Genomic DNA, 25,951 nt, shown 5'->3' with positions numbered 1-25,951 from the left:
GGATCAACTCCTGCTGTACGAGATGGGGGTTCGGGAGGGCGCGCTCGTCAGGCCACGCGGCGCAGCGCGTCGGCCGGGCGCAGCCGGGAGGCCCGCCAGCCGCCGAAGGCGCCCGCGATCAGCCCGCCCGCGACGGCTAGCGCGACGGCGAGACCGATGGTGGTGAGGGACACGGGCGCGGTGAGCGCGATGTCCACGGCCTTGCCGGTGGCCTGCCGCAGCGGGCCGCCCGCCTGGCCCCCGGGGCCGGTCACGGTGGCGGCGGCCCCGCCGCCACCGCCCCCTGAACCGCCGCCGAGCTGCGCGGTGAGGGTGGGGCTGATCGCGGTGACGAGGTACGCGCCGCCCACGCCCACGGCGATGCCGAGCGCACCGCCGAGCAGACCGTTGGCCAGGGCCTCGCCGACGACCTGGCGGGTGACGCGGCCGCTCTTCCAGCCGAGTGCCTTGAGCGTGCCGAACTCCTGCACCCGGCGGCTGACGGCCGACGAGGTGAGCAGGCCGGCCACCAGGAAGGCGGCGGCCAGTACGGCGACGGAGAGCCACTTGCCGACGCTGGTGGCCAGGTCGGACGCGGTGGACAGGGAGCCGGAGACGGTGTCGGCGAGGTCGGCGGAGGTGGTGACGGTGGTGCCCGGGATGTCCTTCTGCACGGCCGTCTTGACGCCCTCGATGCGCTGCGAGCCGGTGGCCCTGACGTAGACGGTGGTGACCTTGTTCTTCGCGTCGGCCAGCGTCTGCGCCTGCTGGAGGGGGAGGTAGACGTTCGCGGCGGCGTCGCCGCTGTCGGCCGTCGCTATGCCGATGACCTCGTACTTCGTGCCGGAGACGGTGACGGTGTCGCCGACGCCGAGCTTCTTCTCCTTGGCGTACGCGCTGTCGAGGACGGCGGTCCTGGCGTTGGTCTCCGTCGTCGCGAAGGTGCGTCCCGCCGTGATCCGGGAGGAGGTGAGCGGGCCGAGCGCGGGCTCGGTGACGTCGGTTCCGTAGACCGAGAACGAGTCGACGCCGAAGGCGGCGCCGCCGCCGCGCACCGCGCCTCCGCCGCCCGCCCCGCCGCCCGGCTGCGCGGGCTGCGCCTTGTCGATTTCGCCGCGCTTGAACTGGCCGCTGACCTTGAGGACCTGGAGGCTCAGTCCGCCGACGGCGTCCGCGACGCCGTCCTGGTCCGCGACCTCGGCGACGGTGGAGGCGGCGAGGGTCTGGAAGCCCTGCACCATCACCCGGTCGCTGCTCTGCTCCTCGTCGTCGCCGCTGTCCTTGGCGTCGAACTCGAAGCGCGGCCTGCGGCTGGTGTCGTTCTCACCCGGTGGTGTCGCGGCCTTGGTGACCGTCATGTCGGTCCCGAGTCCGTACAGCGATTCCAGGACCTTGTCCTGGGCGCGGCCCATGCCGGCGGAGACCGAACCGGCCACGATGACCAGTGCGATGCCCAGCGCGAGGCCGGAGGCGACGACGAAGGCCGCCTTTCTGCGGCGGCGCAGTTCGCGCCGGAGGTAGGTGAAGAACATGGCGCGAAGCTACGAGCGGCTCGTGATGGCTTGATAAGGCCGGTCTGAGAGCCGCATGAGAAGCAGCGGGGTGGGATGACGCCCGAAAGAGCCACCGGAGCCGCAGGGCAGCACGGCAGCAGCACGGCCGACAACGACGACGGCGGGCGCCGCCCTCGGATGCGAGGGTGACGCCCGCCGTCGTACGTGCTGCGGGGAACGCGGAGAGGAGGCTCGGATCAGACCGCGGAGCCCGCCTTCCACTGCTCCCAGTCCATGTTCCAGCCGTTGAGACCGTTGTCCGGCTTGATGGTCTTGTCCGGGGAGTTCTTGACGACGACCACGTCGCCGACGAGCGAGTTGTCGAAGAACCACGCGCCCGGCTGGTTCGGGTCGTTCGCGCCCTTGGCGTCGTTCAGACCCACGCAGCCGTGGCTGGTGTTGACGCTGCCGAAGATCGAGTCGGCGCCCCAGTAGTTGCCGTGGATGAACGTGCCCGAGGTGGACAGCCGCATGGCGTGCGGCACGTCCTTGATGTCGTACTCGCCCTTGCCGTCCTTCTTCGTGAAGCCGACGGTCGAGCCGTCCATCCGGGTCTCCTTGAACTTCTCGGAGATCACCATCTGGCCGTTGTACGTGGGGTTCTCCGGCGCGCCCGCGGAGATCGGGATGGTCTTGACCGTCTTGCCGTCCCGCGTGACCGTCATGGTCTTCGTCTTGGCGTCGACGGTGCTGACCTGGTTGCGCCCGACGGTGAAGGTGACGGTCTTGTCCTGGACGCCGTAGATCCCGTCGGCGCCCTCGACGCCGTCGAGAGCCAGCTTCATGGTGACCGTGGAGCCGCCCTTCCAGTACTCCTGGGGGCGGAAGTCCAGCCGCTGCGAGCTGAACCAGTGGCCGACGACCTCCTGGCCGCTGCTCGACGTGACCGTGATGCCCTTCTGGACGGCGGCCTTGTCGGTGATCGCCTTGTCGAAGTTGATCGACACCGGCATGCCCACGCCGACCTTGGAGCCGTTGTCGGGCGTGAAGTTGCCGATGAAGCTGTTGGCGGGCGAGACGGTGGTGAAGGAAGCGTTCTCGTGGGCCTCGCGGCCCGCGGAGTCGGCCGCCGTCGCCGAGATCTTGTACGTCGTCGAGCGCTCCAGCTGCGCGTCCGGCTTCCAGCTCTTGCCGTCGGCGGCGATCGTGCCGGCCACCTTCGCACCGGCGGTCGAGGTCATCGTGACCTCGGTCAGCTTGCCCTCGCTGACGGTGACCTTGGTGCCGCGGTTGATGCTGACGTTGTCGGCGCCGCCCTTCGGCGTGATCGCTATTCGGGCCTTGGAGGTGTCCTTGGCCGCCGCCTCGTCCACCTCGGCCTGCGACTTCTCCGAGCTCTGGGCGCTGCTGCCGCTCTTGTCGCCGCCGTCGCTGCAGGCCGAAAGGACCAGAACGCCGCTTAGCAGTGCGGACGCGGCCATCAGGCCCCTGCGCCGCTTGCTGTCCGTCATCACACGCTTCTCCATCGTTGCCGATTCCCCACAGATCCCCGGGCAGAGCCGCTGGGCAGCGTCACCCTGCCAATGTCTAAAACACCTGTACCGTTTCGTCCGTTCCACATCTCGGGGGAATGTGGGGAACACCACTGGTCACAGTGATCGACGCAGCCGCGCCGCCGCCGGTTGCGGCGGCGGCGCGCATTTCTTGGCGGCATCCGCCGGGCACGCCCGGCTCGCCGCCAACGCTACGCGGGGCCCTCCTCGTCGTCATCATCCAGGTCCCACTCCACGGCGTCGGGGTTGTAGTCGATCCGTTCGCTGCTCCACGAGGCCTGCGCGAGTTCCACACCGGGGACGTCGCTGATCAGGTCGAACGGGTCCACGAGGTGCGCGAGGGCCTCCGCATCGTCTTCCCGCACGGCGGCCTCGGCATGCGTGCGCTCGACGTCCGCCGCGTGGGCATCCTGCGAGACGTGGGCGAGAGCCGCCTCGGTGAGCGCTCCGGAGTCGGAGATTTCGAGTACCAATTCCACCTGGAGACGGACAAAACGGGACGTGTCAGTTGCGTTCATGTGTCGGAGCGTAGGCCGCGGAACGCCCGCGACTTTCCTGCGACCCGCTGCTTTCATTAGCATCGGCGTACACGGCCAATTCCCGGTTGCCTCAAGGGGGATCGATTACGTGTCCGCACGCCGACCGCTGCTGACCGCCACCGCCGCGGGCACACTGCTGTGTGCCCTGTGGTTCGTCCCGTCCGCCAATGCCACGGCGGAGCAGGAGGCGAAACCACAGCCCGCGTCGCAGGCGCAGACGCCCGCCCAGTCGCCCACCCGGTCCTCGCAGGACCAGGACCTCGCGCTGGCCGACACGGGAAGCGTGGACACGACGCCGTACCTGCTCGGCGGCACCGCGTTCCTCGGCGTGGGCGCCGCCTTCATGGCCTACTCGATGCGAAGGGCCGCACGTCCGGTGATCTGACGCACGGCCCTCGCTCCTGCTGTCCGGCGCTCGGCGCCCCGGCTCCCCGGGGCGCGCCCGGTCCACGGCTCGTCCGGCACGCGACGATCCGGTGCCGCGCGCCGCTCCGTGGTCCGGTTTACGCGAGTGGTCCGGTCACGCGAGCGGTCCGGTCACCGGCTCGACGGCCGCGACGAGCCCGCCCGCCCGTACGAAGGCGTCGGCCGCGGCGAGATCGGGCGCCAGGAAGCGGTCCGGGCCGGGGCCCTGGACTCCCGCTTCCCGCACGGCCTTGATGACGGCCTGCGAGGCGGGCGCGGGCGTCAGGCCCTCGCGCAGCTCGATGCCGCGCGTGGCGGCGTACAGCTCGACGGCGACGATCCGGGCGAGGTTGTCGATCGTGGTGCGCAGCTTGCGCGCCGCCGACCAGCCCATGGAGACGTGGTCCTCCTGCATGGCGGAGGACGGGATCGAGTCCACGGACGCGGGCGACGCGAGCCGCTTCATCTCGCTGACCAGGGCGGCCTGGGTGTACTGGGCGATCATCAGGCCCGAGTCCACACCGGCGTCGTCGGCGAGGAAGGGCGGCAGCCCGTGCGACCGGTTCTTGTCGAGCAGCCGGTCGGTACGGCGCTCGCAGATGGAGCCGAGGTCGGCGGCGGCGATGGCGAGGAAGTCCAGTACGTACGCGACGGGCGCGCCGTGGAAGTTTCCGTTGGACTCGACGCGGCCGTCGGGCAGCACCACGGGGTTGTCGACGGCGGCGGCGAGCTCCCGCTCGGCGACGGTCAGCGCGTACGCGACGGTGTCGCGTCCGGCGCCGGCGACCTGGGGGGCGCAGCGCACGGAGTAGGCGTCCTGGACGCGCGGGGCGTCGTCCTGGTGGTGCCCGGTGAGGCCCGATCCGGCGAGGACCCGGAGCATGTTGTCGGCGGACTCGCCCTGGCCGGGGTGCGGACGTATGGCGTGCAGTTCGGGCGCGAGGACCTTGTCGGTGCCGAGGAGCGCTTCGAGGCTGAGGGCCGCGGTGATGTCGGCGGAGGTGTAGAGCCGCTTCAGGTCCGCGATGGCCATGATCAGCATGCCGAGCATGCCGTCGGTGCCGTTGAGGAGGGCCAGGCCCTCCTTCTCGCGCAGCTCGACCGGGGCGATACCGTGCGCGGCGAGCAGCTCGCCGGCGGGCCGGACGACGCCGTCGGGCCCTGCGGCGTCGCCCTCGCCCATCAGCGCGAGGGCGCAGTGGCTGAGGGGGGCCAGGTCGCCGGAGCAGCCGAGCGAACCGTACTCGTGGACGACGGGCGTGATGCCTGCGTTGAGGAGGTCCGCCATCGTCCGGGCGACGTGCGGGCGGACGCCCGTGTGCCCGGAGGCGACGGTCTTGAGCCGCAGGAACATCAGGGCGCGTACGACCTCGCGCTCGACGTGCGGGCCCATGCCGGCGGCGTGCGACCGGACGATGTTGCGCTGCAACTGGGCGCGCAGGTCCTGGCTGATGTGCCGGGAGGCGAGGGCGCCGAAGCCGGTCGAGACGCCGTAGACGGGCTCCGGCTTGGCGGCCAGCGCGTCGACGATCTCGCGCGAGGCGGCGAGGGCGGCGACGGCCTCCGGGGAGAGCTCGACCCTGGCGTTGTCCCGGGCGACGGCGATGACGTCCGCTGCGGTCGTCCCGGACGTCCCCAGCACGACTGTGTGCATATCCATATTCAGAAGCCTACGGACTGAATCCCAATCTGTCACTACCCGACGGCGGGTTGACCCCTTACCGCAACACGGGGAGCCCACGACCCGGTTTCCGCGCCGGACCGGCCCGGGGCCGGGTGCTCCCCCGGGCTGCGGCGGGCGGTCGCTCAAGCGCCCGGCGGCCGCTCCTCCCCCGGCCGCAGCCCCCGGAACGCCCTGCGCTCGTGCGGCGCGGCGGGCGGGGCGTCGGCGAGGCGGACCACCGCGCCGTCACGTCCCGCGACCACCGGCTGCGCCGACCGCGCCGCCTTCGCGCGGTACTGCGCCGCGTCCGCCAGCCGGAACAGCCGGCGGGCCGTGCGCACCGGCCCGATCGGGTCACCGGTCGAGGCGACGCCGCAGGCGACCCCCTCGCCCAGGTCCATCTCGGTGGCCCGTACGCACAGATCCTCGGCCACCTTCACCACCGCGTCCGAAGACGGCCCCACCGCCAGCAGGCAGAACTCGTCGCCGCCGAGCCGCGCCGCCAGCGCCCCCGGCAGCATCGCGCCGCACAGGGACAGGACCGAGCCGAAACGTTCAAGCAGACGGTCGCCCACCGCATGGCCGAGCGAGTCGTTGACCCGCTTGAGGCCGTTCAGGTCGCAGACGACGAGGCTGACGACCGTCCCGGACCCCCGGTGCCGCTCCACGGCCTCGTCGAGCCCCATGTCGACGGCGCGCCGGTTCGCCAGCCCTGTCAGCGGGTCCGTGAACGCGAGCTTGCGGACCTCCTCCAGCAGCTCCGTCTGGGCGATGCCGGCCGCCACGACCGAGGCGAGCACCGTCGCGAAGTCGGCGTCGGCCCGGCCGAAGACCGGGGCCCCGGCGGGCCGGGCCACGTACAGCTCCCCCCACGCCTGCCCGCGCAGCACGATCGGCGCGACCACGCAGGACCCGCGCCCGCGCCGCCGCAGCGCCGCCACACGCTGGTGGCAGTAACCGGCGGGGCGGGCGGCCGGACCCGGGCCCTGCGCCGTCTCGACCCAGGCGTTGGGCTCGCCGCCGCCCGCCCACTTCTCGTGCAGGAACTCCGTGATCTCCGGGAACTGGTGCACGGGATAGGTCTCCCCCTCGGGAAACTCCTCCTCGCCCTCGGCCCGCGCCCCCGCGTTGACGAGCACCCGCAGCCGGCCCAGCTCGCGCTCCCACACCGAGACCGCCGCGAAGCTGCCCCCCAGGGCCTCCTTCGCGCCCAGTGCGGCCGCCCGCCAGGACTCGCGCGGGGTGTGCGCCGCCGCCATCGCCTGCGCCAGCGTCACGACGGCCCGCAGCCGCACATCCTCACCCATCTCCCCAGCTTAGGGAGTCCGCGAAGATTTGTATCGTTTGATCCCTATTCGCCCGGCCACTGGGGTGCGCGCTTCTCGTTGAACGCCGCCACACCCTCCGCGCGGTCGCCCGAGAAGGCCACCGACCGCCACGCCGCGTCCTCGACCTCCAGGCCGGCCCGCAGGTCGAGGCCGTGCCCGAGCCGCATGGCCCGCTTCGCCGCCCGCAGCCCGACCGGCGAGTTTCCGGCGATCCGCGCCGCCAGCTCCAGCGCCTCCTCGCGGTCCCGGCCCTCGTCCACCAGCCGGTCCACCAGGCCGAGGGAGGCCGCCTCTGCAGCCTCCACGCGCCGCGCCGTGAACACCAGCTCCGCCGCCCGCGCCGCCCCGACCCGCCGGGGCAGCAGCTGCGTACCGCCGCCGCCGGGGATGACGCCCACCGACACCTCGGGCAGTCCCACCACCGCCGTGCGGTCCGCCACGATCAGGTCGCAGGCCAGCGCCAGCTCGAAACCGCCGCCCAGCGCGAAGCCGTGCACGGCGGCGATCGTCGGCATGGGCAGCTCCAGCACGCCGGTGTACGCGCCCCGGGCGACCGGCCGCTGGCGCACCAGCTCGGCGTCCGTGAAGGAGTTGCGCTCCTTGAGGTCCGCGCCGACGCAGAACGCGCGCTCGTGGCTGGAGGTCACCACCGTCACCCGCACCCCCGGGTCGGCGCCCAGCGCGTCGCAGGCCGCGGCGACGGAGCGGGCCATGTCCGTCGACACCGCGTTCATCGCCTTGGGCCGGTCGAGGACCAGCTCGGCGACGTGCCCGTGCCGCCGTACGCCGACGAACTCCCCGAAGCGTTCCTGTTCCGCAGTCATGCCGCACCCTCCCGGTTAACGATCGTTACCGGGAGGATCCTAGGTGGCGCGCCTGGTCAGAAGCCATGGTTCGACGGTGCCGAGCCCGCGCACGGGCCGCTGCCACATCGGCTGGAGCGCGAAGCGGTACGAGGGCGGTGCGACGCCCTCCTTCTCCGCCTTCTCCGCCTCGGCGGCGGCCTCCGCCTCGGAGACCGGCGCGTCGCCCGTGCGCGACAGCTCCTCGGCGAACGCCCCGTCCACCAGGAGCGCGTCCTTCGGCGCTATCGAGGTGAGCCTGCTGGCCAGGTTCACGGTCGTGCCGAACACGTCGCCCATGCGGGTGGTGACCGTGCCGAACGCGATGCCGACGCGCAGGGCCGGCATCGTCTGGTTCGCGGCCATCGTCTCGATGAGCCGCAGCGCGATCTCCGCCGCCGTGCCCGCGTCGTCCGCCGCGTACAGGACCTCGTCGCCGAGCGTCTTGATGAGCCGGCCGCCGTGCGCCGCGACGAGGTCGGCGCAGGTGGTCTCGAACGCCTCGACCAGCTCGCCCAGCTCCTCCTCCTCCAGCCGGCGCGTCAGCCGCGTGAACCCGACGAGGTCCGCGAAGCCGACGGCCAGCCTCCGGTCGACCATCTCCTCGTCGTCGGCGGCCTGGACGACCCGGCCGGTCGCGGCGGCGAGCTGACGCCGCCAGACGTAGCGCAGGAACTCCTCCAGCTCGGGCAGGAGCAGCTCGACCAGGGGGTACGTGACCTCGGTCCGGGTCATGCCGGGCTCCGGCGGCTCGGTCAGACCCTCCAGGAAGGAATCGATCTGCCATTCCGCCAGCCGGGCGGTGGTCTGCCCCGTGGACCGGGCGACCTGCACGGCCATCGGCTCGCTGAGCAGTCCCGCCTCGACGAGGCCGGCGAGCCGCCGCAGGGCCAGGACGTCCGCCTCGGTCAGCGCCTTGGCCTGCCCGATGTCGGCGAAGCCCATGGCCCGCCAGAACCGGGAGGCCAGGTCCATCGAGACGCCTGCCGTACGGGCGGCCTGAAAAGGGGTGTACCGGCGCTCGGCGCCGAGGATCAGCTGCTCCAGCCGGATGGCGAGCGGATCGTCGGTCGGCTCGGCGGTGTGATCGACGGCGTGGTGCGGAGTGGGGTACGGCGAGGGGTCCACGGCGGCGGGGACTTCGCCGTCGGTCCCGTCGGCACGGACGATTCCGTGCGGCGGACCGCCAGCGGCGGACGCGTCCGGCGCGTTCCCGCCGCCGGTCCCGCCGGCTGCGCTCTCGTCGGGGTCCCGGTTCGCCGGGGAGCCCTGCCCGGCGGCGGAAACACCCGCGCCGGGGCCGGAGGAGGATGCCGCACCCACAGAGGACTCCTCACCCGCACCGGCCCCGGACGGCACGGCCGCGCCCTGGTCCGGCGTCGCGCCCCGGTCCCGCCGCGCACCCGCGGAGGACCCCGCGTCGTCGACGGTCACCTACCGCCTCCTGCCCGTTCCCTGCGCACTGCCCTGTGTCCTGCCGATCGTCTGTCGCACCGATCCGTCGCGGATCGCCTCAACGATACGGCAGGTGTGCCGTAGCTCACTCCCCCGTCCCGTGCGTCTCCTCTGTACTCGCCCCCGGCCTGAGGTGTACGACGTCACCCGCTCCCACCGGCTGCTGAACCCCTTCGGCCGTCGCCAGGACCAGCCGCCCGTGGCCGTCGACCGCCACCGCCTCGCCGGTCAGCGACCGGCCGCCGGGCAGTTCCGCCCGTACGGTCCGGCCGAGGGTGGCGCAGCCCGCCGCGTACGCCTCCTGGAGGCGGCAGGCGGCCGGGTCGCCGCCGGACGCCCGCCACTCGCCGTACCACCGGTCGAGCGAACGCAGGACGGACCGGAGCAGCGGATCGCGGTCCGTCGAGACCGCTCCCGCGAGTGCCAGCGACCCGGCGCCGGGGACCGGCAGCTCCTTCTCGGTCAGCGTGACGTTGACGCCGATGCCCACGACGACGCCGTCCGCGGCCCGCTCGGCGAGGATGCCGCCCGCCTTGCGTTCTTCGCCCCCGACGGTCACCAGGAGGTCGTTGGGCCACTTGAGCGCGGTGTCGACGCCGGCCGACCGCGACAGGCCGCTCGCCACCGCGACACCGGCGAGCAGCGGCAGCCAGCCCCACTTCTCGACGGGGACCCCGGTGGGCTTCAGCAGTACGGAGAAGAAGAGCCCGGAGCGGGCGGGCGCCGACCAGCGCCGGTCGAGGCGGCCCCGGCCCTCGGTCTGCTCCTCGGCGACGAGGACCGCCCCTTCGGGCAGCCCGGCGGCCCGCGCGGACAGGTCGGTATTGGTCGATCCGACGGAGGGAACGACGTCCAGGGACGTCCACAGGCTGCCCTCCCGCACCAGTGCGCGGCGCAGCGCGACGGCGCTGAGCGGCGGCCGGTCGAGGTCGGACCAGCGGTGGTCTGAAGCATCGGGAGGCGTCATGCAACCCAGCGTAGGTGTGGCAAACGACGCACTGCCGAGCGGCACACGCGCCGCTACGCTACGTGCCAGTAGCCGTCCGCTGACCAGGCAGGGAGCCGCATCCCGATGTCCGAGCCCGAGACAGACATTCACACCACCGCGGGCAAAATCGCGGATCTGCAGCGCCGTATCGACGAGGCGACGCATGCGGGCTCCGCGCGCGCGGTCGAAAAGCAGCACGCCAAGGGCAAGTTGACGGCCCGTGAGCGGATCGACCTCCTCATGGACGAGGGGTCGTTCGTGGAGCTCGACGAGTTCGCCCGGCACCGCTCGACGAACTTCGGCATCGAGAAGAACCGTCCGTACGGCGACGGCGTGGTGACCGGCTACGGCACGGTCGACGGCCGCCCGGTCTGCGTGTACTCGCAGGACTTCACCATCTTCGGCGGGTCGCTCGGCGAGGTCTACGGCGAGAAGATCGTCAAGGTGATGGACTTCGCGCTGAAGACCGGCTGCCCGGTCGTCGGCATCAACGACGGCGGCGGCGCGCGCATCCAGGAGGGCGTCGTCGCGCTGGGCCTGTTCGCCGAGATCTTCCGCCGCAACGTGCACGCGTCGGGCGTCGTCCCGCAGATCTCACTGATCGTCGGCCCGTGCGCGGGCGGCGCGGTGTACTCGCCCGCGATCACCGACTTCACGGTGATGGTCGACCAGACCTCGCACATGTTCATCACCGGTCCGGACGTCATCAAGACCGTCACGGGCGAGGACGTCGGCTTCGAGGAGCTCGGCGGCGCGCGCACGCACAACACCACGTCGGGTGTCGCGCACCACATGGCGGGTGACGAGAAGGACGCGATCGAGTACGTCAAGTCGCTGCTCTCGTACCTGCCTTCGAACAACCTCAGCGAGCCGCCCGCCTTCCCCGAGGAGGCGGACCTGGAGACGTCCGACGAGGACCGCGAGCTGGACACGCTGATCCCGGACAGCGCGAACCAGCCGTACGACATGCACACGGCCATCGAGCACGTGCTGGACGACGGCGAGTTCCTGGAGACGCAGGCGCTCTTCGCGCCGAACATCGTCACGGGCTTCGGCCGGGTCGAGGGCCACCCGGTGGGCATCGTCGCCAACCAGCCGATGCAGTTCGCCGGCTGCCTGGACATCAACGCCTCCGAGAAGGCCGCGCGCTTCGTGCGCACCTGCGACGCGTTCAACGTGCCGGTGCTGACGTTCGTGGACGTGCCCGGCTTCCTGCCGGGCGTGGACCAGGAGTACGGCGGCATCATCCGGCGCGGCGCGAAGCTGATCTACGCGTACGCGGAGGCGACGGTGCCGCTCATCACGGTCATCACCCGCAAGGCGTTCGGCGGCGCGTACGACGTCATGGGCTCCAAGCACCTGGGCGCGGACCTGAACCTGGCGTGGCCGACCGCGCAGATCGCGGTGATGGGCGCGCAGGGCGCGGTGAACATCCTGCACCGCCGTACGATCGCGGCCGCCGAGGACCCCGAGGCGACCCGGGCGGAGCTGATCGCCGACTACGAGGACACACTGCTGAACCCGTACGTCGCCGCCGAGCGGGGCTACGTCGACGCGGTGATCCTGCCGTCGGAGACGCGCCGCCACATCGTGCGCGGGCTGCGTCAGCTGCGGACGAAGCGGGAATCCCTCCCTCCGAAGAAGCACGGCAACATCCCCCTCTAGGAAGGCGCCTGACGATGATCAAGGTCGTACGGGGCAACCCGACCCCTGAGGAGCTGGCCGCCGCACTGGCGGTGGTCCAGGCACGCGCCGCGGCGGCGGCCGGCGCGCCGTCCGGCGCCGAGGAACCGGCGGCCGCCTGGTCGGACCCGGCCAGGGTGGCGCGGCACCGGCTGCCGCAGCCGGGGCCGACGGCCTGGGGCCGGACGTACTGGCCGGGCTAGACGAACCGGAGAAGGCCGGGCCCCTGCGGGTCCGGCCTTCTCCGCTGCCGCCTCAGAGGACTTCGGCGACGGTCTTCGCCATCAGCCGGTAGCCCGCGTCGTTGGGGTGCAGCGCGTCCCCGTGGTCGTACGCCGGGTGGAGGCGGTCGGCGTCGGCCGGGTCCGCGAGCGCCCGGTCGAAGTCGGCGTACGCGTCGAACTCGCCCGAGGTGCGGATCCAGTGGTTGACCTCGTCGCTCACCCGCGCCGCGTGCTCGCCCCAGTGGTCCGAGCCCTTGAACGGCAGCAGGGTCGCGCCGACGATCCGCAGGCCCTCGGCGTGGGCGGCGCGGATCAGCTCGCGGTAGCCGGCGATCAGCTCGGCGGCGGAGACCACGGGCGAGGGCTTGTAGGTCGGCTGGTCCTTCGCCTCGCTGAAGCCGATGTCGTTGAGTCCTTCGAGTACGACGACGGTGGACACACCGGGCCGGCCGAGGGCGTCGCGGCCGAAGCGGGCCGTGGCGCGCTCGCCGTACCAGGCGGAGTCGTTGAGGACGAGATTGCCTCCGATGCCCTGGTTGACGACCGGCCGGCCCGTGCGCTCGGCGAGAGCGTCGGACCAGCGGCGGTCGGCGCCGGGGGTCGAGCCGAAACCGTCGGTGATGGAGTCGCCGAACAGGACGATGCCGTCCTTCTCGCGGGGCGGGGCTCCGCCGACCTCGACGCCGGAGAGGTAGTACCAGGACTGGGTGGTGTCGGTGAAGGCCGCGCCGGACGCGTCGGCGCGGTGGTCCCCGTCGGCGCGGTGCGCGTCGGTCCATGCCTGGGCGTGGAACGTGGCGGGTCCGGTGGTGCCGGCGAGGTAGAGGGTGACGGTGACGGACTCCAGCCGGTCCAGGGGCAGGGGGGCGGCGTCGCTGCGCAGCTCGCCGCGCGCGGGTATCTCCGCGGACCGCTTGCCGGAGAAGGTGAGGTGGCGGACGCTCCCGGCCTCGACCGCGGCGCCCCCGCCCTTCGCCGTACGGGCGATCGTGGCGCCGGTGACGCTGAGCGGTGAGGTCCCGTACGCGTTGGAGAGGCGGATACGGGCCCGCTCGCCGGCGGCCGTGACGCGGACCACCTGGCGGACGGTCTGGTGCGAGAAGCCCTCCTGGGACCAGTTGGGGGTGAAGCCGGTGCTGGGGAGCTGCGGGGAGGCTCCCCAGGCGGCGGTCCACCGGGCAACCGGCTTCGGCGCGAGGTCCGGCCGGGCGGAGGATGCCGGCTGGGCGGCGCCGAGGAGGCCGAGCGCGAGGGCGGAGGCGGCGACGGGGGCGGCGATACGGCGGACACGGTTGGCGTTCAAGGCACAGCCCTTCCCTAATGGGAACTGAGTTCCGTTAAGATGCGAGGACCGTATCAGCATCGGAGCGTCTAATGGAACAGAATTCCCGTTTGCGGCCGTCCGCTTCGCTCACGCCGGGGACCGTGCGCCCCGGCGGCCGGACCGCCAAGGTGCGCGCCGCCGTGCTCGAGGCGACGCGGGACGCGCTGGTGGAGGGCGGCTTCCACGGGGTGAACCCGGACCGGGTCGCGGCCCGCGCCGCCGTCGGCAGGACGACGGTCTACCGCCGCTGGGGCTCGGCGGCCGGACTCGTCGCCGACCTGCTGCGCGACATGGCCGAGCAGTCGGTCCCCGCGGCCGACACCGGCTCGCTGGAGGGCGACCTGCTGGCCAACGCCCGCCTGGTGCACCGGACCCTCACCGACTCCCGCATGGGCCCGGTGTTCCAGGCGGTCGTCGCGGCGGCGGCGTGCGACGAGGACTGCGCGACGGCGCTGAACGGCTTCTACGCCACGCGAATCGACGCATGGGCACCGTGCGTGGAGCGGGCGGCGGACCGGGGCGAGGTGCCGGCCGGCACGGACGCGGGCGAGGTGGTGCGCGCGGTCTCGGCCCCGCTCTACTACCGCTTCGTCGTGAGCCGCGAACCCCTGTCCGAGGCGCACGCGGTGCGGGCGGCGGCGGTGGCCGTGACGGCGGCGAAGGCAGGAGCGTTCACCAGGAATTAGTCCCCTGGTACTGGACGCCCTGAGTACACGTACTCAGGCGCCGGAGCAATTTCGGTCGCAGGATCGAAGGCATGCTGTGGTCCGACCCGGAGAACGAGCCTCCGAAAGAACTGCGCGAGACGCAGGCGATGCTCCGGCGCGCGGGCGTGCTGCTCGCGCTCGCGATGGTGCTGGCGATGCTGGCGGCCGGCATCCGCTGACCTTCCGTCCGCGGGGTCGCGGGCCCCGGGGCGCCCGGCCGCCTCCCCCGCGCCTCGTACGATGAAGCGCATGACTGATCCGCGCCGCCGCCTCGTCCTCGCCTCCGCCTCCCCTGCCCGCCTCGGCCTCCTGCGCCAGGCCGGGCTCACTCCCGAGGTCGTCGTCAGCGGCGTCGACGAGGACGCCGTCACCGCGCCCACTCCGGGCGAGCTGGCGCTCGTACTCGCCGAGGCCAAGGCCGCGTCCGTCGCCGCGCGCCCCGAGGCCGCCGGCGCCCTGGTCATCGGCTGCGACTCCGTGCTCGAACTCGACGGCGCCGCGCTGGGCAAGCCCGCCGACGCCGAGGACGCCACCGCCCGCTGGAAGGCCATGCGGGGCCGCTCCGGCATCCTGCAGACCGGCCACTGCGTGATCGACACCGCGACCGGCGCCCGCGCCTCCGCCACCGCGTCCACCACGGTCCGCTTCGGCGAACCGACGGATGCCGAGATCGCCGCGTACGTGGCCACCGGCGAACCCCTCCACGTCGCCGGCGCCTTCACGCTCGACGGCCGCTCGGCCCCGTTCGTCGACGGCATCGACGGCGACCCCGGCAACGTCATCGGCCTGTCCCTGCCGCTGCTGCGCCGCCTGCTCGGCGAGCTGGGCACCCCGATCACCGCGCTCTGGGCCTGACCGCCGGCGCCACCCCCGCCAGAGCCTCGCCCAGCGCCGCGACGCCCTCGGTGATCCCGCCCGGCGGCGTCGCGGCGTAACCGAGCACCAGACCGGGACTGCCCGCACGCCGCCTGTGCCACGACAGCGGCTGCACCTTGACGCCGCGCGCGAGCGCCGCAGCCGCCAGGTTCCGCGATCCTCGACCGGGCGGCGCCGCGGTTCGCGTGGTGAGACGGCGAGGGCCCGTCAGGCGGGCGCCGGAGCCCCGTTCCCGGGCCCGGCGGGCGGAACGTCCCGGGTGGCCGCCGCTCCGGAGGCGCCGTCGGCGTCCCGCTTCCCGTACGCGATGACCGACAGCACGACCAGGCCGAACTCGGCCATGAGCACCGCGAACGCGGCCCAGCCGACCAGTCCGACGCACAGCGCCCCGAGCACCCCGTGCACCACCGCGCAGGCGATCAGCAGGATGCGGCCGAGGCGGCCCGGCGCACGGTCCGTCAGCGCGGCGCGCAGCAGGAGCACCCCGCACGCCACCAGGTAGAGGCCGAAGCCGCCGCCCATCACGTACGTCGAGGTGGACATCACGTCCGGGTCGAGCCCGGCGAGGGACATCGACTGGCCGCTGACGACCTTGCCGAGGATCCAGTGGACGAACACGATCCCGACGGCTTCCACGAACAGCACTGCCGCGGCAGCGGCAGCTATCGGCCTGCGCGCCACGGCGCCCACCCTCTTCCGGCTGTTACCCCTAGTACGTAGCGACACCCAAACGCTACTAACCGGTAATGCTCCGTACAAGGGGTCCGACACGGCCGGTGCCGACGGCAAAGAATCGCCCGGCGCTTCGTAGGGACTCCACAAAGAAAGCTGGCGCGCCGCTGGACGCCCAGACAGAGACCTGCGCCACACCTGAGGGCTACTGTGCGGTGGAGGAACCCGTCGTACCGTGGTGCGACAAGGGAATTCGCGACTCGAGCGGGACTCGCATCACGCTCCGTGTGGGCAAGCTCACTATTGGGGATGGGTCGTAGGTCGGTGTCGGCAGTCCCTAAACTCAGCTTGTTTCAAGGAGGGAGCCAATCGTGCGCAAGGTGCTCATCGCCAACCGAGGCGAAATCGCTGTCCGCGTTGCTCGGGCCTGCCGGGATGCCGGGATCGCGAGCGTAGCCGTCTACGCCGACCCGGACCGGGACGCTCTGCACGTCCGCGCGGCCGACGAGGCGTTCGCTCTGGGCGGTGACACCCCGGCCGCCAGCTACCTGGACATGGCCAAGGTGCTCCAGGCCGCCAAGGATTCGGGGGCGGATGCCGTTCACCCCGGCTACGGCTTCCTTTCCGAGAACGCCGAGTTCGCGCAGGCCGTGCTCGACGCGGGCCTGACCTGGATCGGCCCGCCGCCGCAGGCCATCCGCGACCTCGGCGACAAGGTGGCGGCCCGGCACATCGCGCAGCGTGCGGGCGCCCCGCTCGTCGCCGGTACGCCGGACCCGGTCTCCGGGGCCGACGAGGTCGTCGCGTTCGCCGAGCAGAACGGTCTGCCGATCGCCATCAAGGCGGCGTTCGGCGGCGGCGGCCGCGGCCTGAAGGTCGCTCGCACGCTCGAAGAGGTCCCGGAGCTGTACGACTCGGCCGTCCGCGAGGCCGTCGCCGCCTTCGGCCGCGGCGAGTGCTTCGTCGAGCGCTACCTCGACAAGCCGCGCCACGTGGAGACGCAGTGCCTGGCCGACAGCCACGGCAACGTCGTCGTCGTCTCCACCCGTGACTGCTCGCTCCAGCGCCGCCACCAGAAGCTGGTGGAGGAGGCCCCCGCGCCGTTCCTGAGCGAAGCCCAGAACGCCGAGCTGTACCGCGCGTCCAAGGCCATCCTCAGGGAGGCCGGTTACGTCGGCGCCGGCACCGTCGAGTTCCTCGTCGGCGTCGACGGCACCATCTCCTTCCTGGAGGTCAACACCCGCCTCCAGGTCGAGCACCCGGTCTCCGAAGAGGTCACCGGCATCGACCTGGTCCGCGAGATGTTCCGGATCGCCGACGGCGAGGAGCTGGGGTACGACGACCCGGCCGTGCGCGGGCACTCCATCGAGTTCCGCATCAACGGCGAGGACCCGGGCCGCGGCTTCCTGCCCGCCCCCGGCACGGTGACCGCCTTCGCGCCGCCGTCCGGCCCCGGTGTCCGCCTGGACGCGGGCGTCGAGTCGGGCAGCGTCATCGGCCCGGCGTGGGACTCGCTCCTGGCCAAGCTGATCGTCACCGGCGCCACCCGTGAGCAGGCCCTCCAGCGCGCCGCGCGCGCCCTGGCGGAGTTCAACGTCGAGGGCATGGCCACGGCCATCCCCTTCCACCGCGCGGTCGTCGCGGACCCGGCGTTCACCTCCGACCCGTTCACGGTCCACACCCGGTGGATCGAGACCGAGTTCGTCAACGAGATCCCGCCCTTCACCGTGCCGGGCGCCGACGCGGACGAGGACGAGTCCGGTCGCGAGACCATCGTCGTCGAGGTCGGCGGCAAGCGGCTCGAGGTCTCGCTGCCGTCCTCGCTGGGCATGACGCTGGCCCGGACCGGCCTGGCCGCCGGCGCCAAGCCGAAGCGCCGCGCCGCGAAGAAGTCCGGCCCCGCAGCCTCCGGCGACACCCTCGCCTCGCCCATGCAGGGCACGATCGTCAAGGTCGCGGTCGAGGAGGGCCAGGAGGTCAAGGAGGGCGACCTCGTCGTCGTCCTGGAGGCCATGAAGATGGAGCAGCCGCTGAACGCGCACCGTTCCGGCACCGTCAAGGGCCTGGCCGCCGAGGTCGGCGCGTCGGTCACCTCCGGCGCCGTCATCTGCGAGATCAAGGACTGACGTCCGGCGGCCATGAGCCGTGAGTGAGCCGAGGGCCCCGCCGACACCGGCGGGGCCCTCGGCTCGCAATGGCATCCTGGAGACCGGAGCAGGAGAAGGGCAACGCCATGGCGACGAGCAGACCACGGCCGCCGGGAGCGCCGACCCAGCCGGTGTCGCGGCCCCCGTCGGAGTCCCGGACGCAGCCGGTCCCCGGGCACGGGCGCGCCCCGGCCTCGGCCACGGGGGCGGTGCGGCCCATGCGCGCCGATGCCCGGCGGAACTACGAACGCGTGCTGGCCGAGGCCCGTACCGCCTTCGCCGAGCACGGCACCGACGCCTCACTCGAAGACGTCGCGCGCCGCGCCGGGGTGGGCATCGGCACGCTCTACCGGCACTTCCCCACCCGGCACGCCCTGATGAGCGCGGTCTTCCAGGGCGCCGTGGACGAACTCCTCGCACGGTCGCGGGAACTCGCCGGCAGTGACGCCCCCTGCTCCGCGCTCGTCGCCTGGCTGCGCGACATCGTCAGGCACGCCGGTGAGTACCGAGGGCTCGCCCGGGCGCTCATGTCGGCTTCCCGCGACAAGAGTTCGGCCCTCGCGCGGTGCAGTACGCCGATGAACGCGGCGGGCGAGCGGCTGCTCGTACGGGCTCAGGAGAGCGGCGCCGTGCGGCCCGACGTGTCGATCGGCGACCTGATGCAGCTGACGAACGCCATCGCGCTGGCCGCCGAACAGGCGCCGGACGATCCGGAGTTGGCCGACCGGCTGCTGACACTGACGCTGAAGGGACTGCGGGCCGAGCCGGGTCCGGGGTGACCGGACCTCCGGTTCAGCGGCGGCGCATGTCCGCGACGCGGGCCCGCTCCCGCTCGGCGGGCCCGGACTGCTGGTCCGCCAGCGCTCCGGCGCCGCGCAGCGCCCCGGGGCCGCCCGGGTGCGTACGCCGCTGACCGGGCAGGGGCATGTCCCGGCGGGGCTGGCGTCCGGTCTGGACGCCCTCTGCCCCTGAGCCCGCCGTTCCCTGCCCCGCGACGGCGATCTGCACGCCCTGGTCCGCCAGGGCCTGCAACTCGGTCGCGGCGCGGTCGTCGTGCTGCGGCGGCTCGTCGGTGACCAGGCGCGTGATCACGTCCGTCGGCACCGTCTGGAACATCGTGTCGGTGCCGAGCTTGGTGTGGTCCGCGAGGACCACCACCTCCGCGGCGGCCTGCACCAGCGCCCTGTCGACGCTGGCCGAGAGCATGTTGGACGTGGACAGACCGCGCTCGGCGGTCAGTCCGCTGCCGGAGAGGAAGGCCCGGGAGACGCGCAGCCCCTGGAGGGACTGCTCGGCCCCGCTGCCGACCAGCGCGTAATTCGACCCGCGCAGCGTCCCGCCGGTCATGACGACCTCGACGCGGTTGGCGTGCGCCAACGCCTGGGCCACCAGCAGGGAGTTGGTGACGACGGTGAGCCCGGGCACCCGGGCGAGCCGTCTGGCCAGCTCCTGTGTGGTCGTCCCGGCGCCGACGACGATGGCTTCGCCCTCTTCGACGAGTCCCGCGGCGAGGTCGGCGATGGCCGTCTTCTCCGCGGTCGCGAGATGGGATTTCTGCGGAAAGCCGGACTCCCGCGTGAAACCGCCCGGCAGTACCGCACCGCCGTGCCGGCGGTCGAGGAGTCCTTCTGCCTCCAGTGCCCGCACGTCCCGCCGTACGGTCACTTCGGAGGTCTGGACGACGCGGGCGAGCTCACGGAGCGATACAGCCCCGTTGGCGCGCACCATTTCGAGGATCAATTGGCGACGTTCTGCAGCGAACACGAAACTGACAGTAACCTGGGCAGCCGATAGTTTTCAGCAGTTTGCACCGAATAACAGAAGTTGTGCCCAAACTGGGGCGCGGAGTGGTATACGCGGCGTACGCCGGTGGCGTATGCCGCGTGACCACGCCGGTGACCTGGTGGACTACGCCTCGGCGGACGTCTTGCGGGTGTGCAGCTGCCGCGCGACCTCGGCGATCGATCCCGACAGGGACGGGTAGACCGTGAAGGCGTTCGCGATCTGTTCCACGGTCAGGTTGTTGTCGACCGCGATCGAAATCGGGTGGATGAGCTCGCTCGCGCGCGGCGCGACGACGCAGCCGCCGACCACAATGCCCGTACCCGGGCGGCAGAAGATCTTGACGAAGCCGTCGCGGATGCCCTGCATCTTCGCGCGCGGGTTGCGCAAGAGCGGCAGCTTCACCGAGCGCGCGTCGATCTTCCCGGCGTCCACGTCCGCCTGGGTGTAGCCGACCGTCGCGATCTCGGGGTCGGTGAAGACGTTCGACGAGACGGTCTTGAGGTTGAGCGGTGTCACCGCGTCGCCGAGGAAGTGGTACATGGCGATCCGGCCCTGCATGGCCGCGACCGACGCCAGCGCGAAGACGCCGGTCACGTCGCCCGCCGCGTACACGCCGGGAGCGGTCGTACGGGAGACCTTGTCGGTCCAGATGTGGCCCGAGTCCTTCAGCCGGACCCCGGACTCCTCCAGGCCCATGTCCGCGGTGTTCGGGATGGCGCCGACGGCCATCAGGCAGTGCGTGCCGCTGATGACGCGCCCGTCGGAGAGGGTGACCTCCACCCGGTCGCCGACCCGCTTGGCGGACTCGGCGCGCGAGCGCGCCATGACGTTCATGCCCCGCCGCCGGAAGACGTCCTCCAGGACCGCCGCGGCGTCCGGGTCCTCGCCCGGCAGCACGCGGTCGCGCGAGGAGACGAGGGTGACGCGCGAGCCGAGCGCCTGGTACGCGCCGGCGAACTCGGCGCCGGTGACACCGGAGCCGACCACGATGAGCTCCTCGGGGAGCTCGTCCAGGTCGTACACCTGCGTCCAGTTCAGGATCCGCTCGCCGTCCGGCAGCGCGTCGGGGATCTCGCGCGGGTGGCCGCCGGTGGCGATCAGCACCGCGTCGGCGGTGAGGCGCTCCTCGTTGCCGTCGCCGTACGTGACGACGACCGTGCGCGAGCCGTCGGCGTCCTGCTGGCCCTCCAGGCGGCCCCGGCCGCGCAGCACGCGCGCGCCGGCCCGCGTGACGGACGCGGTGATGTCGTGGGACTGCGCGAGCGCGAGGCGCTTCACGCGGCGGTTGACCTTGCCCAGGTCCACGCCGACCACGCGGGCCGCCTGCTCGATGTGCGGCGTGTCGTCGGCGACGATGATGCCCAACTCCTCGTACGAAGAGTCGAAGGTCGTCATCACCTCGGCCGTCGCGATCAGAGTCTTGGACGGTACGCAGTCGGTCAGCACCGACGCCCCGCCGAGACCGTCGCTGTCGACGACCGTCACCTCCGCGCCGAGCTGGGCGCCCACCAGGGCCGCCTCGTATCCGCCGGGTCCGCCACCGATGATCACGATCCGGGTCACGAAAAAGTCCGCCTCGCATTGTCAATCCCGGCCCGCCTGCCCGCTCGGCCGGGGATCCGGGGATCGCCCGGGGGGAATGCAGTACGTACTCCATTGTCCCGCACGCTTCAAGGTGCTTCGCCCCGGGGCCTCCATCCGGCCGCACCGCTTCACGGCCCCGCCGCCACCCCCTCCCGTCCGGCCGCACCGCCGCACGGCCCCCGCCGCGCCACCCCCTCCCGTACCCTCGACCACATGTCGCTCTACGCCGCGTACGCCGGCAACCTCGACGCGCGGCTGATGACGCGCCGCGCACCGCACTCACCGCTGCGCGGAACCGGCTGGCTCAACGGCTGGCGGCTGACCTTCGGCGGGGAGGCGATGGGCTGGGAGGGCGCGCTCGCCACCATCGTGGAGGCCCCCCGTTCGCAGGTCTTCGTCGCGCTCTACGACATCGCCCCCATGGACGAGGACTCCATGGACCGCTGGGAGGGTGTCGGACTCGACATCTACCGCCGGATGCGGGTGCGCGTGCACACGCTGGACGGCGAGGAACCCGCCTGGGTGTACGTCCTGAACGGGTACGAGGGCGGACTCCCCTCCGCCCGCTACCTGGGAGAACTCGCCGACGCGGCGGAGTCGGCCGGCGCGCCGCACGACTACGTCATGGAGCTGCGCAAGCGCCCCTGCTGAGGGTGCCGGCCTCCCCCTTGTCCGATCCGACAAGGCAACGATCGCAACACCGTCGGCAGTGACATCTACGCGCGTAGGGATTCACCGGTTACCCTCGTCGGCGTGAACGCATCTGTAACCCCTGCCCCCGCCGACGGCTTCGCCGACCCCCACGCGGCCGCCGACGCCGCCGCCGCCCGCCTGCGCGAGCTGACCGGCGCCGAGACCCACGACGTCGCCCTCGTGATGGGGTCGGGCTGGGTGCCCGCCGCCGAGGCGCTGGGCGCGCCCGAGCACGAGTTCCCGGTCACCGAGCTGCCCGGCTTCCCGCCGCCGGCCGTCGCCGGACACGCGGGCACGGTCCGCTCGTACAAGATCGGGGACAAGCGGGCGCTGGTCTTCCTCGGCCGTACGCACTACTACGAGGGCCGCGGTGTCGCCGCCGTCTCGCACGGCGTCCGCACCGCCGTCGCCGCCGGCTGCAAGACCATCGTCCTCACCAACGGCTGCGGCGGCCTGCGCCCGGGCATGCGCCCCGGCCAGCCGGTCCTCATCAGCGACCACATCAACCTGACGGCCACCTCGCCGATCATCGGGGCGAACTTCGTGGACCTGACGGACCTGTACTCGCCGCGCCTGCGCGCGCTGTGCAAGGAGGTGGACGCCACCCTGGAGGAGGGCGTGTACGTCCAGTTCCCCGGCCCGCACTACGAGACGCCCGCCGAGATCAACATGGTCCGCGTCATGGGCGGCGACCTGGTCGGCATGTCCACGGTCCTGGAGGCCATCGCCGCCCGGGAGGCCGGCGCCGAGGTGCTCGGCATCTCGCTGGTCACCAATCTGGCCGCGGGCCTGACGGGCGAACCGCTGAACCACGAGGAAGTCCTCCAGGCCGGCCGCGACTCGGCCACCCGCATGGGCGCGCTCCTGGCGCAGGTCCTCGAACGCATCTGATCCTCCTCGCCGGACGGACCGCATGCGCCCGCCCCGCGGGCGGATCCGGCCGTCCGGCGTTCGCGGCTCAACGACCACGCACCACACACGAGAGGTGGACCACATCGTGCAGCAGGAGCAGGAGCTCATCGCGCGGGCACGGACCTGGCTGGCCGAGGACCCGGACAGCGAGACCCGCGACGAGCTGGCCAAGCTCATCGACGCCGGGGATCTGAACGAGATCTCCGCCCGCTTCGCCGGCACGCTCCAGTTCGGAACGGCGGGCCTCCGCGGCGAGCTGGGCGCGGGCCCGATGCGCATGAACCGGGCCGTGGTCGTCCGCGCCGCCGCCGGCCTCGCCGCGTACCTGAAGGCGAAGGGGCAGACCGACGGCCTCGTCGTCATCGGTTACGACGCCCGTTACAAGAGCGCCGACTTCGCCCGCGACACCGCCGCCGTGATGACCGGCGCCGGCCTGCGCGCAGCCCTCCTGCCGCGCCCGCTGCCCACCCCGGTCCTGGCCTTCGCCATACGGCACCTGGGCGCCGTGGCCGGCGTCGAGGTCACCGCCAGCCACAACCCGCCCCGGGACAACGGCTACAAGGTCTACCTCGGCGACGGCTCGCAGATCGTGCCGCCCGCCGACGCGGAGATCGCCGCCGAGATCGCCGCCGTGGCGTCCCTCGCCGGCGTACCGCGTCCCGAGAGCGGCTGGTTCACGCTCGACGAAGAGGTCCTGGAGGCGTATCTCGCCCGTACGGACGCGGTCCTCGACCCGGACTCGCCGCGTACGGCCCGCGTCGTCTACACGGCCATGCACGGCGTCGGCAAGGACGTCCTGACGGCCGCCTTCGCCCGCGCCGGGTTCCCCGAGCCCGTGCTCGTGGCCGAGCAGGCCGAGCCGGACCCCGACTTCCCCACGGTCGCCTTCCCCAACCCGGAGGAGCCGGGGGCCATGGACTTGGCCTTCGCCACCGCCCGGCGCGCGAAGCCCGACCTGATCGTCGCGAACGACCCGGACGCCGACCGCTGCGCCGTCGCCGTGCCCCTGCCCGGCACGGACGAGTGGCGGATGCTGCGCGGCGACGAGGTCGGCGCGCTGCTCGCGGCGCACCTGGTGCGCAAGGGCGCGACCGGGACCTTCGCCGAGTCGATCGTCTCGTCGTCCCTCCTCGGCCGGATCGCCGCCGCCGCGGGTCTGCCGTACGAGGAGACCCTGACGGGCTTCAAGTGGATCGCGCGCGTCGACGGTCTGCGCTACGGCTACGAGGAGGCGCTCGGCTACTGCGTCGACCCCGAGGGCGTGCGCGACAAGGACGGCATCACGGCGGCCCTGCTCGTCACCGAGCTGGCGTCCGTGCTGAAGTCCGAGGGCCGCACCCTCCTGGACCTCCTCGACGACCTCGCCGTGGAGCACGGCCTGCACGCCACCGACCAGCTGTCGGTCCGCGTCGAGGACCTCACGGTGATCGCCGACGCGATGAGCCGGCTGCGCGCGCAGCCGCCCACCGCGCTGGCCGGTCTGACCGTCACCTCCGCCGAGGACCTGACGCGCGGCACGGACGCGCTGCCGCCGACCGACGGGCTGCGCTACTACCTCGACGGTGAGGTGAAGGCGCGCGTGATCGTCCGGCCGAGCGGCACGGAGCCCAAGCTGAAGTGCTATCTGGAGGCCGTCGTCCCCGTCTCGGCCGCGGACGGGCTGACGGCGGCGAAGGAGCGGGCCGAGGGCATCCTCGCCGCGATCAAGCGCGACCTGTCGGCGGCCGCCGGCATCTGACCGCCGCGTCCGGGCGGCCGGTCCCCCGCCCGGGACCGACCGCCCGGACGAGTGGTTTGGGTACGGCAGGTGACGCAGCGGTCCGTGCCCCCGGCCGCGCGTGCGAGGAAGGGTGACCCGGTATCCGCCGCCGAGTCCCAGGAGCTGCCGCGTGCCCCCGACCGCACCCCCGGCGACCGCCCCGTCCCGCACGGCCGTCCCCGCCGCCAGGCGTCCGTACGGGGCGGCGGGGGGCCGGCTCGCCCGGTCCCTGCGGCGGGCCGCCCCGGCCCTGGCCGGTTACGTCGCCGTACGCGTCCTGGGGGTGCTGGTGCTGGCGCACTGGGCCCATCTCAAGGGGCACGGCCTGTGGCCCGCCCTCGCCACCTCGTGGGACTCCCGCTGGTATCTGGAGATCGCCGACAGCGGGTACGACTCCGCCCTCGGCACCGCCCGCAACAGCAACAACCTGGCCTTCTTCCCGCTCTACCCGATGCTCGTCAAGGCGATCGCGGCCGTCACGCCGGGCTCGCGCGCGAGCGTGGGCGTGCTGCTCGCGGTGGCCTGCTCGCTCGTCGCGGCCTGGGGGATCTTCGCCGTCGGCGAGCGGCTGCACGGGCGCCGTGCCGGCACCCTGCTGGCCGTCCTGTGGGGCTGCGTGCCCGTCGCGGTCGTGCAGTGGATGGGCTACACGGAGTCGCTGTTCACCGCGCTCACCGCCTGGTCCCTGTACGCCGTCCTCACCGGCCGGTGGCTGTGGGCCGGCTCGCTCGCGGCGCTCGCCGGCCTCACCCGTCCGACCGGCGTCGCGGTCGCCGCGGCCGTTTCGGCGGCGGCGGCGGTGGCCCTGTGGCAGGCGTGGCGCGGGGGCCGGGCGCTGCGCCCGGCCGTGCTCGCCGCCGGGCTGATCGCGCCGCTGGGGTGGTCGGGTTACGTCGCCTGGGTGGGGCTGCGGCTGGGCCGCTGGGACGGCTACCTCGCCGTGCAGAAGCTGTGGCTGAACGAGTGGGACGGCGGCGCCGACACGCTGCGCGAGATGCGGCGGTGGCTGGTGTACCAGTCGAAGCCGCAGCTCTACCTCGTGGTGGTGACGCTGGTGCTCATCCTGTCGGCGGCCCTGTTCGTGCTCTGCGCCGCCGACCGCCAGCCGCTGCCGCTGCTGGTGTTCACCGGCGTACTGCTCCTGGTCGTCCTGGGCAGCGGCGGCGTCTACTTCCCGCGCGCCCGCTTCCTGGTCCCCGGCTTCCCGCTGCTGCTGCCGGTCGCGCTGGCGGTGGCGCGGGCGCGGCGGGTCACCGGGGCGCTGGTGCTGGGCGGGACGGCGCTGGCCTCGCTGTGGTTCGGGGCGTACATGCAGCTGGTCTGGGCGGGCCCGCCGTAGC

The 25,951-nt window shown here is 72.8% G+C and carries 24 protein-coding genes; 12 read left to right on the top strand and 12 right to left on the bottom strand.

Annotation, left to right across the window (positions count from 1 at the left end):
• Positions 1-47 precede the first annotated feature (47 nt).
• The 3 genes from AC07FK_RS14365 to AC07FK_RS14355 all read right to left on the bottom strand — a co-directional run bounded on the left by AC07FK_RS14365 (position 48) and on the right by AC07FK_RS14355 (position 3,543).
• Positions 48-1,511 carry an ABC transporter permease gene (locus AC07FK_RS14365; protein ID WP_479105178.1) on the bottom strand — a complete coding sequence of 488 codons (1,464 nt, stop codon included), beginning with the start codon at positions 1,509-1,511 and terminating at the stop codon, positions 48-50.
• Positions 1,512-1,729: 218 nt separating this feature from the next.
• Complete coding sequence (locus tag AC07FK_RS14360) at positions 1,730-2,998, bottom strand: L,D-transpeptidase (protein ID WP_479105177.1); 1,269 nt, start codon at positions 2,996-2,998, stop codon at positions 1,730-1,732.
• A gap of 218 nt (positions 2,999-3,216) precedes the next feature.
• Positions 3,217-3,543, bottom strand: coding sequence for a hypothetical protein (locus AC07FK_RS14355; protein ID WP_479105176.1), 327 nt, complete (start codon positions 3,541-3,543; stop codon positions 3,217-3,219).
• A gap of 109 nt (positions 3,544-3,652) precedes the next feature.
• Between AC07FK_RS14355 and AC07FK_RS14350 the strand changes: the two genes are divergently transcribed.
• Positions 3,653-3,949: a hypothetical protein gene (locus AC07FK_RS14350; protein WP_479105175.1), complete on the top strand. Its 297-nt coding sequence runs from the start codon at positions 3,653-3,655 to the stop codon at positions 3,947-3,949.
• Between the two features lie 135 nt (positions 3,950-4,084).
• On the opposite strand, the gene hutH is transcribed toward AC07FK_RS14350, so the two are convergent.
• The 5 genes from hutH to AC07FK_RS14325 all read right to left on the bottom strand — a co-directional run bounded on the left by hutH (position 4,085) and on the right by AC07FK_RS14325 (position 10,224).
• Positions 4,085-5,629, bottom strand: a complete 1,545-nt coding sequence (hutH, locus tag AC07FK_RS14345; protein WP_479105174.1) for a histidine ammonia-lyase — start codon at positions 5,627-5,629, stop codon at positions 4,085-4,087.
• A gap of 146 nt (positions 5,630-5,775) precedes the next feature.
• Positions 5,776-6,939 (bottom strand): GGDEF domain-containing protein, encoded by a 1,164-nt coding sequence (locus AC07FK_RS14340; protein ID WP_479105173.1) that lies wholly within the window; start codon positions 6,937-6,939, stop codon positions 5,776-5,778.
• 44 nt (positions 6,940-6,983) lie between these two features.
• Entirely contained in the window at positions 6,984-7,784 is an 801-nt protein-coding gene (locus AC07FK_RS14335; protein WP_479105172.1) for an enoyl-CoA hydratase/isomerase family protein, read from the bottom strand.
• A 39-nt stretch (positions 7,785-7,823) separates the two neighbouring features.
• Complete coding sequence (locus AC07FK_RS14330; protein ID WP_479105465.1) at positions 7,824-8,972, bottom strand: adenylate/guanylate cyclase domain-containing protein; 1,149 nt, start codon at positions 8,970-8,972, stop codon at positions 7,824-7,826.
• Between the two features lie 370 nt (positions 8,973-9,342).
• Positions 9,343-10,224, bottom strand: coding sequence for a biotin--[acetyl-CoA-carboxylase] ligase (locus tag AC07FK_RS14325; RefSeq protein ID WP_479105171.1), 882 nt, complete (start codon positions 10,222-10,224; stop codon positions 9,343-9,345).
• 105 nt (positions 10,225-10,329) lie between these two features.
• Between AC07FK_RS14325 and AC07FK_RS14320 the strand changes: the two genes are divergently transcribed.
• Both AC07FK_RS14320 and AC07FK_RS14315 read left to right on the top strand, forming a co-directional pair.
• Positions 10,330-11,910 carry an acyl-CoA carboxylase subunit beta gene (locus tag AC07FK_RS14320; RefSeq protein WP_479105170.1) on the top strand — a complete coding sequence of 527 codons (1,581 nt, stop codon included), beginning with the start codon at positions 10,330-10,332 and terminating at the stop codon, positions 11,908-11,910.
• Between the two features lie 14 nt (positions 11,911-11,924).
• On the top strand, positions 11,925-12,131 hold the full coding sequence (locus AC07FK_RS14315; protein ID WP_479105169.1) for an acyl-CoA carboxylase epsilon subunit: 207 nt from the start codon (positions 11,925-11,927) through the stop codon (positions 12,129-12,131).
• A gap of 52 nt (positions 12,132-12,183) precedes the next feature.
• On the opposite strand, the gene AC07FK_RS14310 is transcribed toward AC07FK_RS14315, so the two are convergent.
• On the bottom strand, positions 12,184-13,455 hold the full coding sequence (locus AC07FK_RS14310; RefSeq protein WP_479105168.1) for an SGNH/GDSL hydrolase family protein: 1,272 nt from the start codon (positions 13,453-13,455) through the stop codon (positions 12,184-12,186).
• A 71-nt stretch (positions 13,456-13,526) separates the two neighbouring features.
• Between AC07FK_RS14310 and AC07FK_RS14305 the strand changes: the two genes are divergently transcribed.
• From AC07FK_RS14305 to AC07FK_RS14295, 3 genes are all read left to right on the top strand, one after another.
• Positions 13,527-14,162 (top strand): TetR/AcrR family transcriptional regulator, encoded by a 636-nt coding sequence (locus AC07FK_RS14305; protein WP_479105167.1) that lies wholly within the window; start codon positions 13,527-13,529, stop codon positions 14,160-14,162.
• 71 nt (positions 14,163-14,233) lie between these two features.
• Positions 14,234-14,362, top strand: a complete 129-nt coding sequence (mmpB, locus tag AC07FK_RS14300) for a morphogenic membrane protein MmpB (RefSeq protein WP_453403816.1) — start codon at positions 14,234-14,236, stop codon at positions 14,360-14,362.
• A 61-nt stretch (positions 14,363-14,423) separates the two neighbouring features.
• Positions 14,424-15,038, top strand: a complete 615-nt coding sequence (locus AC07FK_RS14295; protein ID WP_479105166.1) for a Maf family protein — start codon at positions 14,424-14,426, stop codon at positions 15,036-15,038.
• A 228-nt stretch (positions 15,039-15,266) separates the two neighbouring features.
• On the opposite strand, the gene AC07FK_RS14290 is transcribed toward AC07FK_RS14295, so the two are convergent.
• Positions 15,267-15,749 (bottom strand): hypothetical protein, encoded by a 483-nt coding sequence (locus tag AC07FK_RS14290; protein WP_479105165.1) that lies wholly within the window; start codon positions 15,747-15,749, stop codon positions 15,267-15,269.
• A 353-nt stretch (positions 15,750-16,102) separates the two neighbouring features.
• Here AC07FK_RS14290 and AC07FK_RS14285 point away from each other — a divergent pair, with 353 nt between their 5' ends.
• Positions 16,103-17,857 (top strand): acetyl/propionyl/methylcrotonyl-CoA carboxylase subunit alpha, encoded by a 1,755-nt coding sequence (locus AC07FK_RS14285; protein WP_479105164.1) that lies wholly within the window; start codon positions 16,103-16,105, stop codon positions 17,855-17,857.
• Positions 17,858-18,096: 239 nt separating this feature from the next.
• Positions 18,097-18,657 (top strand): TetR/AcrR family transcriptional regulator, encoded by a 561-nt coding sequence (locus tag AC07FK_RS14280; protein WP_479105163.1) that lies wholly within the window; start codon positions 18,097-18,099, stop codon positions 18,655-18,657.
• A 13-nt stretch (positions 18,658-18,670) separates the two neighbouring features.
• Here the strand turns inward: AC07FK_RS14280 and AC07FK_RS14275 are convergent, their stop codons facing one another.
• On the bottom strand, positions 18,671-19,642 hold the full coding sequence (locus AC07FK_RS14275; RefSeq protein ID WP_479105162.1) for a DeoR/GlpR family DNA-binding transcription regulator: 972 nt from the start codon (positions 19,640-19,642) through the stop codon (positions 18,671-18,673).
• Between the two features lie 144 nt (positions 19,643-19,786).
• Complete coding sequence (locus AC07FK_RS14270) at positions 19,787-21,226, bottom strand: NAD(P)H-quinone dehydrogenase (RefSeq protein WP_479105161.1); 1,440 nt, start codon at positions 21,224-21,226, stop codon at positions 19,787-19,789.
• A gap of 234 nt (positions 21,227-21,460) precedes the next feature.
• Between AC07FK_RS14270 and AC07FK_RS14265 the strand changes: the two genes are divergently transcribed.
• The 4 genes from AC07FK_RS14265 (at position 21,461) to AC07FK_RS14250 (ending at position 25,950) form a co-directional block, all read left to right on the top strand.
• Positions 21,461-21,898 carry a gamma-glutamylcyclotransferase family protein gene (locus tag AC07FK_RS14265; protein WP_479105160.1) on the top strand — a complete coding sequence of 146 codons (438 nt, stop codon included), beginning with the start codon at positions 21,461-21,463 and terminating at the stop codon, positions 21,896-21,898.
• A gap of 102 nt (positions 21,899-22,000) precedes the next feature.
• Positions 22,001-22,831, top strand: a complete 831-nt coding sequence (locus AC07FK_RS14260) for a purine-nucleoside phosphorylase (RefSeq protein WP_452803858.1) — start codon at positions 22,001-22,003, stop codon at positions 22,829-22,831.
• Positions 22,832-22,937: 106 nt separating this feature from the next.
• A complete protein-coding gene (locus tag AC07FK_RS14255) occupies positions 22,938-24,590 on the top strand; it encodes a phospho-sugar mutase (protein WP_479105464.1) in 1,653 nt (550 codons plus the stop codon).
• 151 nt (positions 24,591-24,741) lie between these two features.
• A complete protein-coding gene (locus tag AC07FK_RS14250) occupies positions 24,742-25,950 on the top strand; it encodes a hypothetical protein (protein ID WP_479105159.1) in 1,209 nt (402 codons plus the stop codon).
• The last annotated feature ends 1 nt before the right edge of the window (position 25,951 follow it).

Source organism: Streptomyces sp. NPDC046122, from assembly GCF_056429965.1.
The sequence above is the reverse complement of the archived record's forward strand: the minus strand, read 5'-3'. Positions and strand labels throughout refer to the sequence as shown.

Excerpts from the sequence above, each read along its gene's own strand:
- AC07FK_RS14365 (WP_479105178.1), bottom strand. The coding sequence starts at position 1,511 with ATGTTCTTCACCTACCTCCGGCGCGAACTGCGCCGCCGCAGAAAGGCG.
- AC07FK_RS14360 (WP_479105177.1), bottom strand. The coding sequence starts at position 2,998 with ATGGAGAAGCGTGTGATGACGGACAGCAAGCGGCGCAGGGGCCTGATG.
- AC07FK_RS14355 (WP_479105176.1), bottom strand. The coding sequence starts at position 3,543 with ATGAACGCAACTGACACGTCCCGTTTTGTCCGTCTCCAGGTGGAATTG.
- hutH (WP_479105174.1), bottom strand. The coding sequence starts at position 5,629 with ATGGATATGCACACAGTCGTGCTGGGGACGTCCGGGACGACCGCAGCG.
- AC07FK_RS14340 (WP_479105173.1), bottom strand. The coding sequence starts at position 6,939 with ATGGGTGAGGATGTGCGGCTGCGGGCCGTCGTGACGCTGGCGCAGGCG.
- AC07FK_RS14335 (WP_479105172.1), bottom strand. The coding sequence starts at position 7,784 with ATGACTGCGGAACAGGAACGCTTCGGGGAGTTCGTCGGCGTACGGCGG.
- AC07FK_RS14325 (WP_479105171.1), bottom strand. The coding sequence starts at position 10,224 with ATGACGCCTCCCGATGCTTCAGACCACCGCTGGTCCGACCTCGACCGG.
- AC07FK_RS14320 (WP_479105170.1), top strand. The coding sequence starts at position 10,330 with ATGTCCGAGCCCGAGACAGACATTCACACCACCGCGGGCAAAATCGCG.
- AC07FK_RS14315 (WP_479105169.1), top strand. The coding sequence starts at position 11,925 with ATGATCAAGGTCGTACGGGGCAACCCGACCCCTGAGGAGCTGGCCGCC.
- AC07FK_RS14305 (WP_479105167.1), top strand. The coding sequence starts at position 13,527 with ATGGAACAGAATTCCCGTTTGCGGCCGTCCGCTTCGCTCACGCCGGGG.
- mmpB (WP_453403816.1), top strand. The coding sequence starts at position 14,234 with ATGCTGTGGTCCGACCCGGAGAACGAGCCTCCGAAAGAACTGCGCGAG.
- AC07FK_RS14295 (WP_479105166.1), top strand. The coding sequence starts at position 14,424 with ATGAAGCGCATGACTGATCCGCGCCGCCGCCTCGTCCTCGCCTCCGCC.
- AC07FK_RS14280 (WP_479105163.1), top strand. The coding sequence starts at position 18,097 with ATGCGCGCCGATGCCCGGCGGAACTACGAACGCGTGCTGGCCGAGGCC.
- AC07FK_RS14265 (WP_479105160.1), top strand. The coding sequence starts at position 21,461 with ATGTCGCTCTACGCCGCGTACGCCGGCAACCTCGACGCGCGGCTGATG.